Annotated in this window: 15 protein-coding genes; 12 read left to right on the top strand and 3 right to left on the bottom strand. The window is 68.7% G+C overall.

Annotated elements, in window-relative coordinates; translation table 11 throughout:
• Nucleotides 1–14: 14 nt before the first annotated feature.
• Nucleotides 15–899 carry an NmrA/HSCARG family protein gene (locus K254_RS0103960; RefSeq protein ID WP_026554286.1) on the bottom strand — a complete coding sequence of 295 codons (885 nt, stop codon included), beginning with the start codon at nt 897–899 and terminating at the stop codon, nt 15–17.
• Nucleotides 900–1,020: 121 nt separating this feature from the next.
• Nucleotides 1,021–2,064: a cell division protein ZapE gene (gene zapE, locus K254_RS0103955; protein WP_026554285.1), complete on the bottom strand. Its 1,044-nt coding sequence runs from the start codon at nt 2,062–2,064 to the stop codon at nt 1,021–1,023.
• A gap of 243 nt (nt 2,065–2,307) precedes the next feature.
• Between zapE and K254_RS0103950 the strand changes: the two genes are divergently transcribed.
• The 3 genes from K254_RS0103950 to ybaK are packed head-to-tail and all read left to right on the top strand — an operon-like array spanning nt 2,308 to nt 4,264.
• Nucleotides 2,308–3,225: a sulfurtransferase gene (locus K254_RS0103950; RefSeq protein ID WP_026554284.1), complete on the top strand. Its 918-nt coding sequence runs from the start codon at nt 2,308–2,310 to the stop codon at nt 3,223–3,225.
• Nucleotides 3,226–3,273: 48 nt separating this feature from the next.
• Nucleotides 3,274–3,738: a SufE family protein gene (locus K254_RS0103945; RefSeq protein WP_026554283.1), complete on the top strand. Its 465-nt coding sequence runs from the start codon at nt 3,274–3,276 to the stop codon at nt 3,736–3,738.
• Between the two features lie 4 nt (nt 3,739–3,742).
• Nucleotides 3,743–4,264 carry a Cys-tRNA(Pro) deacylase gene (gene ybaK, locus K254_RS0103940; RefSeq protein WP_026554282.1) on the top strand — a complete coding sequence of 174 codons (522 nt, stop codon included), beginning with the start codon at nt 3,743–3,745 and terminating at the stop codon, nt 4,262–4,264.
• A 35-nt stretch (nt 4,265–4,299) separates the two neighbouring features.
• Here ybaK and K254_RS21635 read toward each other — a convergent pair whose 3' ends face one another.
• Nucleotides 4,300–5,532: an alpha/beta hydrolase family protein gene (locus K254_RS21635; protein ID WP_051388778.1), complete on the bottom strand. Its 1,233-nt coding sequence runs from the start codon at nt 5,530–5,532 to the stop codon at nt 4,300–4,302.
• A 135-nt stretch (nt 5,533–5,667) separates the two neighbouring features.
• Between K254_RS21635 and K254_RS0103930 the strand changes: the two genes are divergently transcribed.
• The 9 genes from K254_RS0103930 (at nt 5,668) to K254_RS0103890 (ending at nt 16,004) form a co-directional block, all read left to right on the top strand.
• A complete protein-coding gene (locus K254_RS0103930; RefSeq protein WP_026554281.1) occupies nt 5,668–6,159 on the top strand; it encodes a hypothetical protein in 492 nt (163 codons plus the stop codon).
• 13 nt (nt 6,160–6,172) lie between these two features.
• Nucleotides 6,173–6,634 carry a peptide-methionine (R)-S-oxide reductase MsrB gene (msrB, locus tag K254_RS0103925; protein WP_026554280.1) on the top strand — a complete coding sequence of 154 codons (462 nt, stop codon included), beginning with the start codon at nt 6,173–6,175 and terminating at the stop codon, nt 6,632–6,634.
• A gap of 359 nt (nt 6,635–6,993) precedes the next feature.
• On the top strand, nt 6,994–8,382 hold the full coding sequence (locus K254_RS0103920) for a DUF6421 family protein (protein WP_026554279.1): 1,389 nt from the start codon (nt 6,994–6,996) through the stop codon (nt 8,380–8,382).
• 18 nt (nt 8,383–8,400) lie between these two features.
• Complete coding sequence (locus K254_RS0103915) at nt 8,401–9,108, top strand: SDR family NAD(P)-dependent oxidoreductase (protein ID WP_026554278.1); 708 nt, start codon at nt 8,401–8,403, stop codon at nt 9,106–9,108.
• 20 nt (nt 9,109–9,128) lie between these two features.
• A complete protein-coding gene (locus K254_RS0103910) occupies nt 9,129–10,193 on the top strand; it encodes a threonine aldolase family protein (protein ID WP_035748971.1) in 1,065 nt (354 codons plus the stop codon).
• 84 nt (nt 10,194–10,277) lie between these two features.
• The gene (locus K254_RS0103905) at nt 10,278–10,922 is read left to right on the top strand and encodes a DUF3000 domain-containing protein (RefSeq protein ID WP_051388775.1); all 645 of its coding nucleotides are present in this window, start codon (nt 10,278–10,280) and stop codon (nt 10,920–10,922) included.
• A 46-nt stretch (nt 10,923–10,968) separates the two neighbouring features.
• Nucleotides 10,969–12,432: an HRDC domain-containing protein gene (locus K254_RS0103900; RefSeq protein WP_081709871.1), complete on the top strand. Its 1,464-nt coding sequence runs from the start codon at nt 10,969–10,971 to the stop codon at nt 12,430–12,432.
• A gap of 129 nt (nt 12,433–12,561) precedes the next feature.
• The gene (locus K254_RS0103895; protein WP_026554274.1) at nt 12,562–13,866 is read left to right on the top strand and encodes a thiolase family protein; all 1,305 of its coding nucleotides are present in this window, start codon (nt 12,562–12,564) and stop codon (nt 13,864–13,866) included.
• Complete coding sequence (locus tag K254_RS0103890) at nt 13,863–16,004, top strand: 3-hydroxyacyl-CoA dehydrogenase NAD-binding domain-containing protein (protein WP_026554273.1); 2,142 nt, start codon at nt 13,863–13,865, stop codon at nt 16,002–16,004. The genes K254_RS0103895 and K254_RS0103890 overlap by 4 nt, the downstream gene beginning before the upstream one ends.
• Nucleotides 16,005–16,089 lie beyond the last annotated feature (85 nt).

Genomic DNA, 16,089 nt, shown 5'->3' with positions numbered 1-16,089 from the left:
GGGCCGGGAGCGGGTCACGCGCCAAGGTGCCAGTTTGAGAAGGCCAGCCAGGCGTTGAGGTCCAGGACGTCGGGTGCGAGTGCGCGGGTCGCCGCGAAGTCCGCCTGGTAGGCGGGCGTTTCGGCGAACCAACGGAACATGGCGGCTGTGTCGCCGTAGGCGGCGATGGCCTCCAGCGGCAGTGCCTCGTACCGTGCGGGAAGGCCCGCATGGGCGCCAATGGCCTGGGCGATCTGCGAGCCGGTCAGGGTGTCGCCGGCGATCTCGACGCTGCCGCCCTCGACAGCGGTTCCGCCGAGCAGGATGGCCGCGGCTGCCCGGCCGATATCACGCACGGCGACCATCTGCAGCGCGATGCCGTCGGGAAGCGCCATTCGGACGACTACCTGGCCGTTCTCGACGCTCGTCATGAATCCGGACAGATTGTCCATGAAGAGGACCGGGCGGAGGAAGGTGTGGTGGATGCCCAGCGCTTCGATGTGCTCTTCGACACGGCGTTTGCTCTCGAAGTGCCCGATGCCCGTTTCCCGCTCGGCGCCACCGACGGAGCTGAACACGAGGTGTGGGACGCCGGCCCCGGCCGCGGCGTCGGCAAGAGCGATCCCGTCCGCCGTCTCCTGTTCGGTGCTGCTCTGGAACGGCGTGGTCATCGCGAACGCGGCATCCACGCCGTCAAACAGCGCCGCGAGCGACGCGGGGTCGGTGAAGTCGCCGACCGCCAGGTCGACTCCGCGCTCCGCCAAGGCCCGCGCCTTCGGGGTGTCCGGGTCGCGAACGAGGGCGCGCACCCGCGCGCCGTGGGCCAGCAGAGCGTCGATGACGGATCCGCCCTGCTTGCCGGTTCCGCCGACGACGGCGACCAAGGGCGCGCCGGTGGGTGCTGAAAAACGTGTCGACATGATGTTCTCCTCTGGACCAGTTGGACCATTAAGAAGAACGGAACCCAGGGCATGAACATTCCGGATGCGCCCACGGCGGGACGGACCCTCCACCGGCCGGGAGGAATTGAACGGCTAGGCGTCAGCTGGGCTCGTGCGTCTGGGCCTCGCGGGCCAGTGCCGTGAGGCGGGAGACAGCGCGGAAGTACTTCTTCATGTAGCCGCCGTTCATCATTTCCGGGGTGAAGAGCTCATCCAGCGGAACGCCGCTGGCCAGGATCGGCACATCCTTGTCGTAGAGCCTGTCGGCCAGCACCACAAAGCGCAGCGCCACCGACTGCTCGGAAATGGTGTGGACGTCCTTCCAGACGACGGCGTCCACACCGTCCAGCAGCTGGCGGTACCGGGAGGGGTGCACGCCGGCGAGGTGTTCCACCAGCGTGGCGAAATCGTCCACTGCCACCGTCTGGCCGTCAAACTCGCGCTTCATGGAGGCGTCCAGATCGCTGTTGTGCAGCGGCTTGGGCGGGGTGGGCAGGCCGCGGTGGCGGAAGTCCTCGCCGTCAATGCGCAGCACATCGAACTGGTCCGCCAGCACCTGGATCTCACGGGCGAAGTCGACGGCGGCAAAGCGGCCCTCACCCAGCGAACCGGGCAGCGTGTTGGACGTGGCGGCAAGCTTCACGCCGGCGTCGGCCAGCTCGCGCATCAGGCGGGACATCAGCACGGTGTCGCCCGGATCGTCCAGCTCGAACTCGTCGATGCACACCAGCGTGTAGTGGCTGAGCGCCTCCACCGTCTTGCGGAAGGAGAGCGCACCCACCAGGTTGGTGTACTCCACAAAGGTGCCGAAGGCCTTGGGGCCCTCCACCTGGTGCCAGAGCGAGGACAGCAGGTGGGTCTTGCCGACGCCGAACCCGCCGTCGAGGTAGATGCCGGCGCGGCTGGTGTCCTTTTTGGCCTTGCCGCCAAAGAGTTTGCGCAGGCCGGTGGCCTTGGTGCGGCCGATGGTGGAGCCGAAGTGCTCCAGAGCCTTGACGGCCGCGGCCTGGGACGGCTGCGACGGGTCCGGCCGGTAGCTGGCGAAGGAGACCTCGCCGAAGCGCGGCGACGGGTGGAAGCCCTTGAGCAGCTCATCCACCGACATCGACGGTTTACGGGAGGAGAGTTGCTCAAGCTGTACCAAGGGGGTCCATTCGTTGCGATGCCGGAAACGTCTGGTGCGGTAAAAATGCGCACCTGGGTGAAGGGTGGCCCGCGGGAGGGCCACAGCAAGAATACCGCCAACCAGGTGCGCACCATGTTGCGCCAGATTAACGCCGGGAATTTTTGAACCAGTGCTGTGGCTACGCTGTGGAGAGGGGAGCGCGGACGCTTGGGGCGCCCGCGCACCGAAACGACAACCATTGATCCAAGAAGTGAGGGCACTATGGCCGTTGCAGTTGAAACGAACGAGAAGTTCACCGCGTACGCGCACCCGGAGCGTCTGGTCTCCACGGCGTGGCTCGCCGAGGCCCTGGCCAGCGGCGCCACGGCCGATGGCTCCCTCGTGGTGGTGGAGTCCGATGAGGACGTACTGCTCTACGAGACCGGCCACATCCCCGGTGCCGTGAAGATCGATTGGCACACGGACCTCAACGATGAGGTAACCCGCGACTACATTGACGGCGCCGACTTCGCCGCCCTGGCCGCTGCCAAGGGCATTTCCCGCGACAGCACCGTGGTCATCTACGGCGACAAGTCCAACTGGTGGGCCGCCTACGCCCTGTGGGTCTTCACCCTCTTCGGCCACGAGGACGTCCGCCTGCTCGACGGCGGCCGCGACAAGTGGATTGCCGAGGGCCGCGGGCTCACGACGGACAAGACCGAGGCTGCCCCCGGCGAGTACCCCGTGGTGGAGCGCAATGACGCCCCGATCCGCGCCTTCAAGGAGGATGTCCTCGCGCACCTGGGCAAGCCGCTGATCGATGTCCGCTCCCCCGAGGAGTACACCGGCGTCCGCACCCACATGCCCGCCTACCCCGAGGAAGGCGCCCTGCGCGGCGGCCACATCCCCACCGCCGCCTCCGTGCCGTGGGCCCGTGCCGCAGCCGAGGACGGCACCTACCGCAGCCGCCCCGAGCTCGAGGCCATCTACCTGGACGAGGCCGGCCTCACCGCCGGCGACGACGTCGTGGCCTACTGCCGCATCGGCGAGCGTTCCAGCCACACCTGGTTCGCGCTGAAGTACCTGCTGGGCTTCGACTCTGTGCGCAACTACGACGGCTCCTGGACCGAATGGGGCAACGCCGTGCGCGTACCCATCGTCAAGGGCGCCGAGCGGGGAGAGGTTCCCGGAAGCAACTAGACGAAATGCGGGCCTCGGGGCCCGCATTTCTTCAGTACGCTTGAAGAGATGACTACTTACAAGTTGCCGGCCGCCCTGGCCGAGATTGTTGAAGACTTCCAGGCCCTTGACGAGCCCGAGCGCCTCCAGCTGCTGCTGGAGTTCTCCCGTTCGCTCCCGCCGCTGCCCGAGAGGTTGAAGGACCACCCCGAACTGCTCGAGCAGGTGGTGGAGTGCCAGTCGCCGCTGTTCCTGACCGTTGAGGCCGAGAAGCACGACGACGGCGACCGCGTGCGCCTGTACTTCCAGGCGCCTCCGGAGGCGCCGACGACGCGCGGCTTTGCCTCGGTGCTCTTTGACGGACTGGATGGGCTGACCGCCGAGGAGATCCTCGCCGTTCCCGATGACATGCCGCACCAGCTCGGCCTCACCCGGGCCATCACGCCGCTGCGCATGCGCGGCATGACGGCCATGCTGGGGCGCATCAAGCGCAAGGTTGCCGGCGGCCTGCGGGCCATCGAACCCACCGCGTAGCCCAATGGCCAAGACAACCAGGGTCAAGGGGTCGGCTGGAAAGCAGGCTCCGGGAACCCCCGCCACCGTGGCTTTGGCTGCGGCCGGCGTCCAGTTCACGGCGCACCCCTACGCCCACGACCCGGCGGCCTCCAGCTATGGGCTGGAAGCCGCCGAGGTTCTGGGCATCGACCCGCAGCGCGTCTTCAAGACGTTGATGGCCGATGTCGAGGGCACCCTGGTGGTGGCCGTCGTTCCGGTCAGCGGCTCCCTGGACCTGAAGGCATTGGCCGCGGCCGTGGGCTCCAAGAAGGCCGCCATGGCCGATCCGGCCGCCGCACAGCGCCGCACCGGCTACGTGCTCGGTGGCATCTCGCCCCTGGGCCAGCGCTCCCCCTCCCCCACGGTGGTGGATTCCTCCGCCCTGGGGTTGGAGACGATGCTGGTCTCCGGCGGGCGCCGCGGGCTGGACATTGAGCTGGCCCCCGGTGACTTGATTGCCCTCACCCGCGCGTCCGTCGCACCGATCGGCACCGGCGCCGCCTAGGACCGTCCCGGCGCCCCGAGCTGCAGAGGGCGCGGCTACTCCTCGCCGCCGTTGCGCGGAAGCTGGTAGCGGCCCAGCCGCGGGCGCAGCCAGGCATCCACCACGGCATCCCAGCGCACCGGATCCACGTTGTATTCCTTCGTGTGGCGGGCGTGGCTGAACGGCTCGAACTCCACCATTTCCGGGTTCTTCCGCGCCAATTCCGCCGTCGGGCCGTACGGCACAAAGTCGTCGTCGATGCTGTGGATGATCAAGGTGGGCGTGCGCAGCTCCACCGCCCGGACCACCCAGTCCATGCTTTTCAGATCGACGGGCGCGGCCAGCCCCGTGACGCGCCTGCCCAACGGGTGGGTGAGCATCAATTGGCCATAGCGCCCCACGGCCTCCGGCAGCCGGTTCAGCCGGGCCTGGTGGGCCAGCACGTCCACCCAATTGATCACGGGGGCATCGAGCACCAGCGCCTTGATGTGCCGGCGCAGCCTGCTGCGGTCCGCCGCCTGCAGGGCAATGGCACCGCCCATCGAATAGCCGAATAAGACAACATCGTGCGCACCGTGGGCCAGCGCGTACTCGATGGCGGCCTCCACATCGGCCCATTCGGTGACGCCGAGCCCATAGCGTCCATCGTCCGCCGCCGCAGCCTCTCCGTCGTTCCGGTAGGAGATCAGCAGCGAATTCAGACCCAGGGCACGCGCCGCGGGAACGGCGCGCAGGCCCTCCATCCTGGAGGTGCCGCGGCCGTGCACCATGATGGCCCAGGTGGCCAGCGGCTCATCCGCCGGCACCAGCCAGGCCGGTGCGGGGCCGCCGGGAAGTTCCAGGGTCACGTCCTCGCTCCCCAGGCCCAGCTGCGAGGGATGGGTGAAGATGGATCCCGACCACCAGCCCTGCCGCGCGTGGCGCAGGTCCCCCGCCGTGGTGCGGAGCACCTCGCGGGTGACGGTTCCCTCCCGGGGCACGTGGGAGATGATGCGGCCGACGACGGCGTGGCCGGCGCCGCGGTCGAAGAAGAGCCCGTAGCTGCCCTCCACGGTGGTGTCGGCGGTGGCTGGCAGGACGATCTGGAGTTTGGTGCCGTCGGGGATCACTGCCAGGATGGGCAGGTCCTCCTCACGGACCCGGTCCGGCGTCACCACCTTGCGCGCAAAGTAGCCGGCGAGGGCCGACGTCGTCGTCGCCACCACGGAGGCCCCCGCCACACCGGCAGCGGCGGCGAGCGCCGACCATTTCAGCCACGAGCTGCGTGTTTGTCCCGCCGTAGATGCCATGACTCCATTGTGTCCAATGGCTCCGGGCACGTCGAGCGGCACACCGGGGCGCGGCGAAAGCGGCGGCACAAATCGTGGGCCAAATCGTCGGGGGAAAAGCGGAACGAAAACGCGCCGCTGGCATACTCTTGGCACATGAGCGATTCGATCATCATCCTGACCGAGGAACCGCTGGTGGCCGCGGATGCCGCCAACATCACTCGCCTGTACGACGACGGTGACGACGTTGTGCTGGTGCTGCTGGTTCCGGCCGACACCAAGCGCAACCTCCTGGTCGATGTGGTGGACCAGTTGACGATGCTCGACCTGCCCGGAGCGCTGCGCGAGTTCCGCGAACACCGCGACGCCGAGACGGTCAAGGCCGAGGCCTCCGAGATCCTCGCCGCCTCCCTGGCGACGCTGGGGGCCGCCGGCGCCCATGCGACGGGCAGGGTTGCGGAGGGCAACGCCGTCGACTCCCTGGTGGCGGAGGTCAAGGCCACCGACGCGCGGCAGGCCGTGGTGGTCACCCGCCCCCATGCACTGGCGGACACCTTCCGGCAGGACTGGGCCAGCCAGGCGCAGCACAAGCTGGGGCTTCCCGTGCTGCATTTGTACTCCGGATCGGGATTCATCGGGGACTCCTAGGCGTTACATAGTCATGAACACCGACGACACCAAGACCCCTGCCACCACCGCACCAAAGTTCGCCAGCATTGTGCCAGTGGTGAAGACCGACGAGCAATGGCGTGCCGAGCTGACGGCCGAGGAATACGCCGTCCTGCGCAAGGCCGGCACCGAGCGCCCCTACACGGGCGAATACTGGGACACCCACACCGAAGGCGTCTACGCCTGCCGCGCCTGCGGGACGGAGCTGTTCACGAGCAACGAGAAGTTTGATTCGCACTGCGGCTGGCCGTCCTTCTTCGCCCCCTTGGCGGAGGGCACGGTGAAGTACATCCACGACAGGACCATGGGCATGGACCGCGTGGAGGTGCGCTGCGCCGCCTGCGATTCCCACTTGGGGCATGTCTTCGAGGGTGAGGGCTACAACACCCCCACCGACCAGCGGTTCTGCATCAATTCCGTCTCCCTGTCGCTCCGCCCCACCCAGGCTGGCTGATTCCGGCACGGCGTCGAATGCCGCAGGCAGTGCACTTTCACGTGCGCCGCCTGCGGCATTCTGCATTCCCGGGTGCCGGCGCCGCCGGGCAACCCTTCCCGCTGCTGGGCCAGAGGTGCTCCGCATTGCGCCCGAGCATGACTGTTTCTTATGCTTATGCCAATTCGAAGTAAGTCTTGCTGTTCTGTTGCTACGCTCGATCCACAGCCTCCGGCCCCGCGAATCCATTGCGCGCAGGCCCTGCCGAGACATGAAGGACGTGGCAAGAAGTGAACACCGCACTCGACACCCAGGGCACCCCCCGAACCAGCGCCAAGAGCGCCATCCAGCACAACACAGCCATCCAGCACAGCCCAGCCATCCAGCACAGCAGCCAGGACAACGACGCCCTGGCCCTCTCCCCCGCCTGGCTCTCGCTCAAGGCCGCCGCAACGGCGCTGCAGCAGTTGCAGGTCAAGGACGGCTCCGTCCCCGTGGCGGGCGACCATGCCGCTGCGCGCACCCATGTCGCGGCCATCACCGCCGGCATCGCGGAACTGGCCCCTAACTTCCCCCACGACGGCGAGTACCTGCGCCTGCTCGTGGCCGATTTCCAGCACTGGGCCGCCGGGGACTTCGCCGTCCCGGACTTTCTGGACTCCCTGCTCGCCTTCGCTCCGCAGGAGCACCGCGTCAACGGACTGGGCCACCTGGTCCTCTTCCCCATGTACACGCAGAACGGCAGCACCAACCGCTTCGTCGAGGCAGTGCTCGTTGAGGTCATCTGGCCCGAGTTCATTGGCGAGCTGGAGGCCGGCGACTACTCCAACAAGCTCTTCGTACCGCTGCGCTTCATCGACTTCACCCCGGGCTACGACACCAACTCCGCGGTGCTCTTCCCGGAGAGCGTCGCCGTGCGCGAAACCCCCACCTTCACCTGGGGCGCCATCTTCCAGGACCGCGAGGCCGCCCGCTTCCGCCGGGTGCTCCGCGCCGCTGCGGAGGTCACATCCCTGGAACTGCCCGCGGATGCCGCCGAGCTGCTCGACAACCAGGCGCTGGCCCAGGAGACCTTTGTGATGTGGGACCTGATCCACGACCGCACGCACATGCGCGGGGATCTGCCCTTTGACCCGTTCATGATCAAGCAGCGCATGCCGTTCTTCCTGTACTCCCTGGAGGAACTGCGCTGCGATCTGACCGCCTTCCGCGAATCCGTCCGGATTGAACACGATGAGAACGCCTCCGAGGACGCCCGCAGGCAGGCCAAGCTGGTCCAGTACGCGGTGATCTTCGACAGGATCTTCCGCTTCGCCATCACCGGCTCCCGGGTGCGCAACTACGACGGCCTCGGCGGCCAGCTGCTCTTCGCCTGGATGCACCAGCACCACGTGCTGCACTGGACCGACACCAAACTGGCCATCGACTGGGAGTCCGTGCCCGACGTCGTCATCGCCCTGGGTGCGCAGATCGAGGAGCTGTACTGGCGCTCCATCGACCGCCCCAAGACGGCACACTGGCTGGCGGCCTACGAGCTCATCTCGGCCACCGTCACCCCGAACCCGGCCTCCGTCTGGGCCAAGGGGCCGGATGCGCTGCCGCTGGACGGCGCCCCGCGCGGGTTGACCGACCAGGTGCTCGACGACGAGTTCCCGCTCTCCATGTTCTATGAGGCGCTGGAGAAGAAGATGCGCCCGGTGATCGACTCCACCTCCGGCATCACGGGAGCCAGCGACATGTCAGGCACCAACGCCGCACACGCCGCCTAAGTGGCTACGCTGGGAACTGTGCCCCACGGAAGCGAAAAACCACTTGTCCTGATTGCCGGCGGCAGCAGTGCCGCCGGCATCGCCACGGCCTCGGCCCTGCTCGGCGCCGGCATGCGCGTGCTCACGGTGGGCTCCGATGCCGACCGCATCCGGGCCGCGGCCGATGCCGCCGGCCCTGCAGTGGTGCCGCTGGTGTGCGACCTTGCCGATCCGGTGGACGTCGCACGCCTCGCCGAGGTCGTCCACCGGGACTTCGGCCCGCTGGATGGGCTCATCCAGCTGGTGGGCGGCTGGCGCGGCGGCAAGGGAATTGCCGGACAGTCGGACGAGGATTGGGACGTGCTGCACCGCAACGTTCTGACGACGCTGCGCAACACCTCGCGGGCCTTCTACGCGGACCTTGACGACTCCGCGGCCGGCAGGTTGGTGATTGTCTCCTCCACCTCCGTCACGGCCCCGACGGCCGGCAATGCCAACTACGCGGCGGCCAAGGCAGCGGCAGAGGCGTGGACTCAGGCAGTCGGCCAGGGGTTCGCCTCGGGCACCGGCCGCGGCGCCGCCGTCGTGCTGGTGGTCAAGGCCCTGGTGGATGACGGCATGCGCGCCGCGTCCCCCGAACGCTCCTTCCCCGGCTTCACCGGCGTTGCACATCTGGCCGACACCATAGTTGGCTTGTTCACCCAGCCAGCGGACGCCGTCAATGGCGCCCGCATCGACCTCTCCTGACTTTAAGGCGGATTCTCCACGTGACTGACAGCAGCTTCACCGCATTGCACGACACCGCACTGCGCGGCTTTGCCTCGGACAACTACTCCGGCGTCCATCCCCAGGTGCTGGCGGCCATGGCCGCCGCCAATGACGGCCACCAGGTGTCCTATGGCGAGGACGTCTACACGGCGCGGCTGCACGAGGTCATGGCGGAGAAGTTCGGCCGCCCCGTGGAGGTCTTCCCGGTTTTCAACGGCACTGGCGCCAATGTGCTGGCCCTGCAGTCGCTGCTGCCACGCTGGGGTGCGGTGGTCTGTGCGGCCACGGCCCACATCAACTGCGATGAGAATGGCGCGCCGGAGCGGGTGGGCGGCATGAAGCTGCTGGCCGTTCCCACTCCCGACGGCAAACTGACCCCGGATCTCATCGACAAGGAGGCCTGGGGCTTTGGCGACGAGCACCGCGCCCAGCCGCTGGCCGTCTCCATCACCCAGACCACCGAGCTGGGCACCTGCTACACGCCCGAGGAGGTCAAGGCCATTGCCGACCACGCCCACTCCCTGGGCATGAAGGTGCACATGGACGGCGCACGGCTGGCCAACGCGGCGGCACATCTGGGCGTACCCCTGCGCGCCTTCACCTCCGACGCCGGTGTGGACGTCCTGTCCTTTGGCGGCACCAAGAACGGGCTGATGTTCGGCGAGGCAGTGGTCGCCCTGAACCCCGAGGCCACCGATGGCCTCATCTACCTGCGCAAGATGAACATGCAACTAGCCTCGAAGATGCGCTTCATCTCCGCCGGGTTCATCGCCCTGCTCGAGGGAGACCTGTGGCTTCAGTCCGCGGGCCACGCCAACGCGATGGCCACCCGGCTGCGCGCCGCTGTGGAAGGGCTCGACGGCGTCGTCCCAACCCAGCCCACGCAATCCAACGGCGTCTTTGCCATCCTGCCCGAGGGTGTGGCGGACCGCCTGCGGGAGGCCTTCCGGTTCTACGACTGGAACGAGGCGGCCCGCGAGGTGCGCTGGATGTGCTCGTTCGACACCACCGAGGCGGACATCGACACCTTTGCCGAGGCCATCCGGGCCGAGCTCTCGCGCTGACCGGACATCCTACGTCCGCACCGGCGGCAGGAACGCCATTCGGCGCGCCTGCCGCCGTTTGTGGTGCTTGGCACATAATCTGCCATGGTGAGCGCGCTAGCACAGCTACCTTCAGACTTCCTGACCGCCCTGGCCTCCCTCCGGGAGGGCCGGTGCCGCCCGGAGCTTCGGTTGTCCGAACTACCGGCCCCCGCCCGGCTGGCCCCCTTCTCCGTCGCACTGGAGGCCGAAGTGGCCCCTGCCCCGGCACCGGGGCTCCATGTGGTGGGCAGCCACCAGCCCCTTCACCTGCCGCCGGCCTCCGCCGTCACGGGCGAGCCAGAGCTGGCCACCGGCCGCTTCATCCTGCTGCACGACCCGGCGGGCTCCACCATCTGGGACGGCACCTTCCGCATCGTCACCTACATCCGGGCCCAGCTGGAGGCCGAGCTCGGCAATGACCAGATGCTCGGTTCGGTGGCCTGGACGTGGCTGGTCGATGCCCTGGAGAACCACGACGCCGGCTACCGCGAGGCCGGGGGCACGGCCACCCGCATCCTCAGTGAGAGCTTCGGCACGCTGTCCGAGCGCGCGGATTCCATCGACATCGAACTGCGGGCCTCCTGGACGCCCGACGGGCCGGATGTGCAGGCGCATTTGGAAGCCTGGAGCGACATGGTGTGCACCTTTGCCGGCCTTCCACCGCTCCCCGAGGGCGTCAGCGCACTGCCCCGGCTGCGGCGCAACTAGCGTCGAGGCCGGTGTCAGCGGGTCCGCTCGGTAGACTGGAAGCATCATGACCAGCTCCAGCACCCAAAAGCGCACCCGAGTCCGCAGCGGCAGAACGCCCCGCTCGGCAGCCCCGGCCACCACTTCCGCCACCGATTCGGCCGCAGCCCTGCTGGAGTCCGGACCGTCCAACGGCACAGACGGCTCAGAGGACATCAATGACTCCGCCGAGGGCGGCCTGCCGCCCATCACGGTGAACGGCCAGTCATTGGACCTCTCGGACATTCCCGCCGTGGTTGAGCTGGACACCCCCCGCGACGGCGTTCCGCATGTGATCGCCACCCCCGAGGGTCTGGCCCGCTGCGCCGCCGCCCTGGCCGCCGGCACCGGCCCCGCCGGCGTCGACGCCGAACGCGCGTCCGGCTTCCGCTACGGACAGCGCGCCTTCCTGATCCAGATCCGCCGCGAGGGCGCCGGCACCTGGCTCATCGACCCGGAGCCCTTCGAGGACCTGGCCATCATCAATGACGCCCTGCGCGGCGTGGAGTGGATCCTGCACGCCTCCACCCAGGATCTGCCCTGCCTTGCCGAACTCGGCATGTGGCCTGACATGCTCTTCGACACGGAGCTGGCCGCCCGGATCGCCGGCATGCCGCGCGTGGGGCTGGCCGCCGTCATCGAGAACCTGCTCGGCTTCGGCCTGGCCAAGGAGCACTCCGCCGCCGACTGGTCCACCCGCCCGCTGCCCGAGCCGTGGCTTCGCTACGCCGCCCTGGACGTCGAGGTGCTCGCCGAGCTGCGCGAGGAGCTCGTTGAGCTGCTGGCCGCCACGGGCAAGCTGGACTATGCCGAACAAGAGTTCGAGGCGATCCTGGCCGCCGGCCTGCCCGAGCCCAAGACGGATCCGTGGCGCCGCACCACAGGCACCCACCAGCTGCGCAACAAGCACCAGCTGGCCGCCGTGCGTGAGCTGTGGAATGAGCGCGACCAGCTCGCCCGCAAGCGCGACGTCGCCCCCGGCCGGTTGATCCCCGACTCCGCCCTGGTGGCGGCCGCCAAGGCCATGCCCTCCACAGTGCCCCAGCTGCTGGCCGTCCACGGCTTCCACGGCCGCGCGGCCTCCCGCGAGGCTCCGCGCTGGCTGCGCGCCATCACCACGGCACGGGACCTGGCGCCGTCGGAGCTGCCGCCGCTGCAGGTCTCCACCAACGCCCCGCCGCCCCCGCGCGTGTGGGCCGACCGCGATCCCGTCGCGGCCGCCCGCCTTGCCACGGGGCGCCGCCTGCTGGGCGAGCTGGCCAAGGAACTGAACATGCCGGTGGAGAACATCCTGACGCCGGACTACCTGCGCCGCGTCACCTGGCGCCCGCCGGCGGACACGTCCAGCGCCGGGATCGCCGCCGAGCTCGCCAATCTGGGCGCCCGCCGCTGGCAGGTGGAGCATGTTGCCCCGTTGCTGGCCGGCGCATTCGCCAACCCGGATCCGCTGCCCGTCAAGGAACCCAAGGCCGCCAAGGGCGAGGAACTCTAGCCGAGACGCTTCCCGCCGTGATCTGCGCCACGCTTGCACCCTAAGTTACCGACGAGTAACATAACTCTTGACGCCGTCGGGCGCCCCTTTCGGGCTGCTCGGCACCCAAGTCTCGACGAGGAGTTACAGGTGGAGAAAACCCGGCAGATTAGAGACGTCGTCTTTGTGGACGGGGTCAGGACGCCGTTTGGCAAGGCGGGCGAGAAGGGCATCTACGCCGGCACCCGCGCCGACGATCTTGTGGTCAAGTGCATCCGCGAACTGATGCGCCGCAACCCCTCGCTGCCCGCCGCCCGTGTCGATGAGGTGGCCATCGCCGCCACCACGCAGACCGGCGACCAGGGCCTGACCATCGGCCGCACCGCAGCCCTGCTGGCCGGGCTGCCCAAGTCCGTGCCCGGCTTCGCCATCGACCGCATGTGCGCCGGGGCGATGACGGCAGTGACCACCACCGCATCGGGCATCGGCTTCGGAGCCTACGACGTCGTCATCGCCGGCGGCGTGGAGCACATGGGCAACCACCCGATGGGTGCCGGCGCGGACCCTAACCCCCGCTTCATGGCGGAGCGCCTGGTGGACCCCGCCGCCCTGAACATGGGCAACACGGCCGAGAACCTGCACGACCGCTTCCCGGCCATCACCAAGGAACGCACGGACGCCTATGCCCTCGCCAGCCAGCAGAAGCTGGCCGCCGCGTACGCCAACACCCAGATCCAGCCCGATCTGGTCCCCGTCGCCACCATGAAGCCCGAAGCCGGCTGGGCCCTGAACAGCGTGGACGAGCCGCCGCGGCCGGGCACCACCCTTGACGATCTGGCGGGCCTGCGCACCCCCTTCCGCGCCCACGGCCGCGTCACCGCCGGCAATGCCGCAGGTTTGAACGACGGCGCGACGGCGGCCCTGCTGGCCTCCGCCGAGACGGCCGAGGAACTGGGCCTGCCGGTGAAGATGCGGCTGGTCTCCTACGCCTATGTCGGCGTCGAGCCCGATGTCATGGGCATCGGCCCGGTCCCGGCCACGGAGAAGGCCCTGAAGCTGTCCGGACTGTCCATCGAGGACATCGGACTCTTCGAAATCAATGAGGCCTTTGCCGTGCAGGTGCTGTCCTTCCTGGACCACTTCGGCATCGCCGACGACGATCCCCGGGTGAACCGCTACGGCGGCGCGATCGCCGTCGGACACCCGCTGGCTTCCTCCGGCGTGCGCCTGATGAACCAGCTGGCCCGGCAGTTCGAGGAGGACCCCTCGGTCCGCTACGGCATCACCACCATGTGCATCGGCCTGGGCATGGGCGCCACCGTCATTTGGGAGAATCCCCACTGGGAACCGGCCGCCGAGGTTTCGCTCCCCACCCGCCCCCTAGCTTCGCAAGCTCAGCCAGGGAACCCTGCGGCCGTGGCCCCAGGCTCAACCACCGAAGGGAGCGCCGCATGAGCGCCAAGGATTTCACCGAACTCGCCGAGCTCTTCCCGGACGAGGTCGTCACCCATTCCTACATCCAGGACGTGGCCCTTCCTGGGAACGCCGGCACCTTTGCCCTGATCACCCTGGACAACGGGCTGGACCACCGCCGCCCCACCACGCTGGGCCCCAACACCCTTGTGGAACTGGGCACCGTGCTGGAGGCCCAGCGCGAGCGGGCCGCCCGGGGCGAGATCACCGGCGTCGGCGTCACCGGCAAGCCGTACTTCCTGGTTGCTGGCGCGGATCTGTCCGCCATCAAGAAGCTCAGCAACCCCGAGGCCGGCATTGCCATGGCCCGGCTCGGCCACGATGTCTACTCCACGCTGAGCGACCTCGGCGTCCCCAGCTTCGTCTTCATCAACGGCCTGGCCCTTGGCGGCGGGCTGGAGATCGCCCTGAACGCCAACTACCGCACCGTCTCCACCGGCGCCGGCGCGCTGGGCCTGCCCGAGGCGTTCCTGGGCCTGGTCCCGGGGTGGGGCGGCGTGTACCTGCTCCCCCGCCTGATCGGACCGGCCAACGCCGTGAAGGTCATGCTGGAGAACCCGCTGGCCAACAACCGCACGCTCAGTGGACCGGCGGCCTTTGAGCTGGGCATCGCCGATGCCCTCTTCGAACCGGCCGACTTCGTCGAGCAGTCCCTCGCCTGGGCGGCCAGGGTCATCACCGGCCAGACCACGGTGGAGCGGCCCAACGCCGTCGCCGAGCCGTTGTCCGCGGCCGACGACGCCGCCTGGGATGCCGCCGTCGCCGGTGCCAAGGCGTATGTGGAGGCCAAGACCTCCAATGCCGCTCCAGCACCGGGCCGTGTCATCGACCTGCTCGAGAAGGGCAAGACCTGGACCAAGGCCGAGTCCTTCGCGGCCGAGGACGTGGCCCTGGGCGAGCTCATCCAGACGGACGAGTTCCGCGCCACGGTCTACGCCTTCCTCGACCTGGTGCAGAAGCGTGGCAAGCGCCCCGCCGGCGCACCGGACGCCAAGCTCGCCCGGCCCGTCACCAAGGTGGGCGTGGTGGGCGCCGGCCTGATGGCGAGCCAGTTTGCGCTGCTCTTTGCGCGCCAGCTCAAGGTGCCGGTGGTCATGACGGACATCGACGCCGAGCGCGTGGACAAGGGTGTGGGCCACGTCCACGCCGAGGTGGACAAGCTGCTGGCCAAGGGCCGGATCAGCCCCGACGCCGCCAACCGCACCAAGGCCCTGGTCACCGGCTCGGTGTCCAAGGCCGCCTTCGCCGACGCCGATTTCGTGATCGAGGCCGTCTTTGAGGAATTGAACGTCAAGAAGGCGGTCTTTGCCGAGGTGGAGGAGATCGTCTCCCCCGAGTGCATTCTGGCCACCAACACCTCCTCGCTGTCGGTCACGGCCATGGCCGCGGACCTCAAGCACCCGGAACGGCTGGTGGGCTTCCACTTCTTCAACCCGGTGGCCGTAATGCCGCTGCTGGAGATCGTCCGGGCCCCCGAGACCGACGACGCCGTGCTGGCCACAGCGTTCGCCACGGCCAAGACCCTGCGCAAGACGGCGGTGCTGGTGAAGGATGCCGCCGCCTTCGTGGTGAACCGTGTGCTGCTGCGCCTGATGAGCGAGGTCTTCGCCGCCTTTGACGAGGGCACGGACGCCGCCACGGCCGACGGCGCGCTGCGCCCCATGGGCCTGCCCATGACGCCGTTCAACCTGCTCGCCATGGTGGGCCTGCCTGTGGCCCAGCACGTCACGGAGTCCATGCATGCCGCCTTTGGCGAGCGGATTGCCGTCTCGGCAAACCTGCAGCGGCTCATCGATGCCGGCAGGAAGAGCATCTGGGAAACGGCGCCGGACGGCAGCCAGTTTGTCCCGCAGGAAACGCTTGACCTGCTGTCCTTCGGCAGCAACCCCTCCACGGCGGAGCAGCTGCTGGTCCGCACCCAGGACGCCCTGGCCGAGGAGATCGGCCTGATGCTGGCCGAGGGAGTAGTCGCCGGCCCGGAGGACATCGATCTGTGCATGATCCTTGGCGCCGGCTGGCCGATGCACCTGGGCGGCATCACGCCGTATCTGGACCGCGTGGGCGCCTCGGTGCGCGTGAACGGCCACCCGTTCCACGCCCCGGTGCTCGCCTCGGTCTAGCAGCGCAGTCGAGAACGACGGCGGCCGTCCCACCACCGGGACGGCCGCCGTCGTCGGTCCCACCAGATTCGGCTCCCTCAAATTC

Origin of the sequence: Arthrobacter sp. 35W (assembly GCF_000482545.1) — a bacterium.
GTDB lineage: Bacteria > Actinomycetota > Actinomycetes > Actinomycetales > Micrococcaceae > Specibacter.
This window is presented reverse-complemented; position numbering and strand designations above follow the sequence as displayed.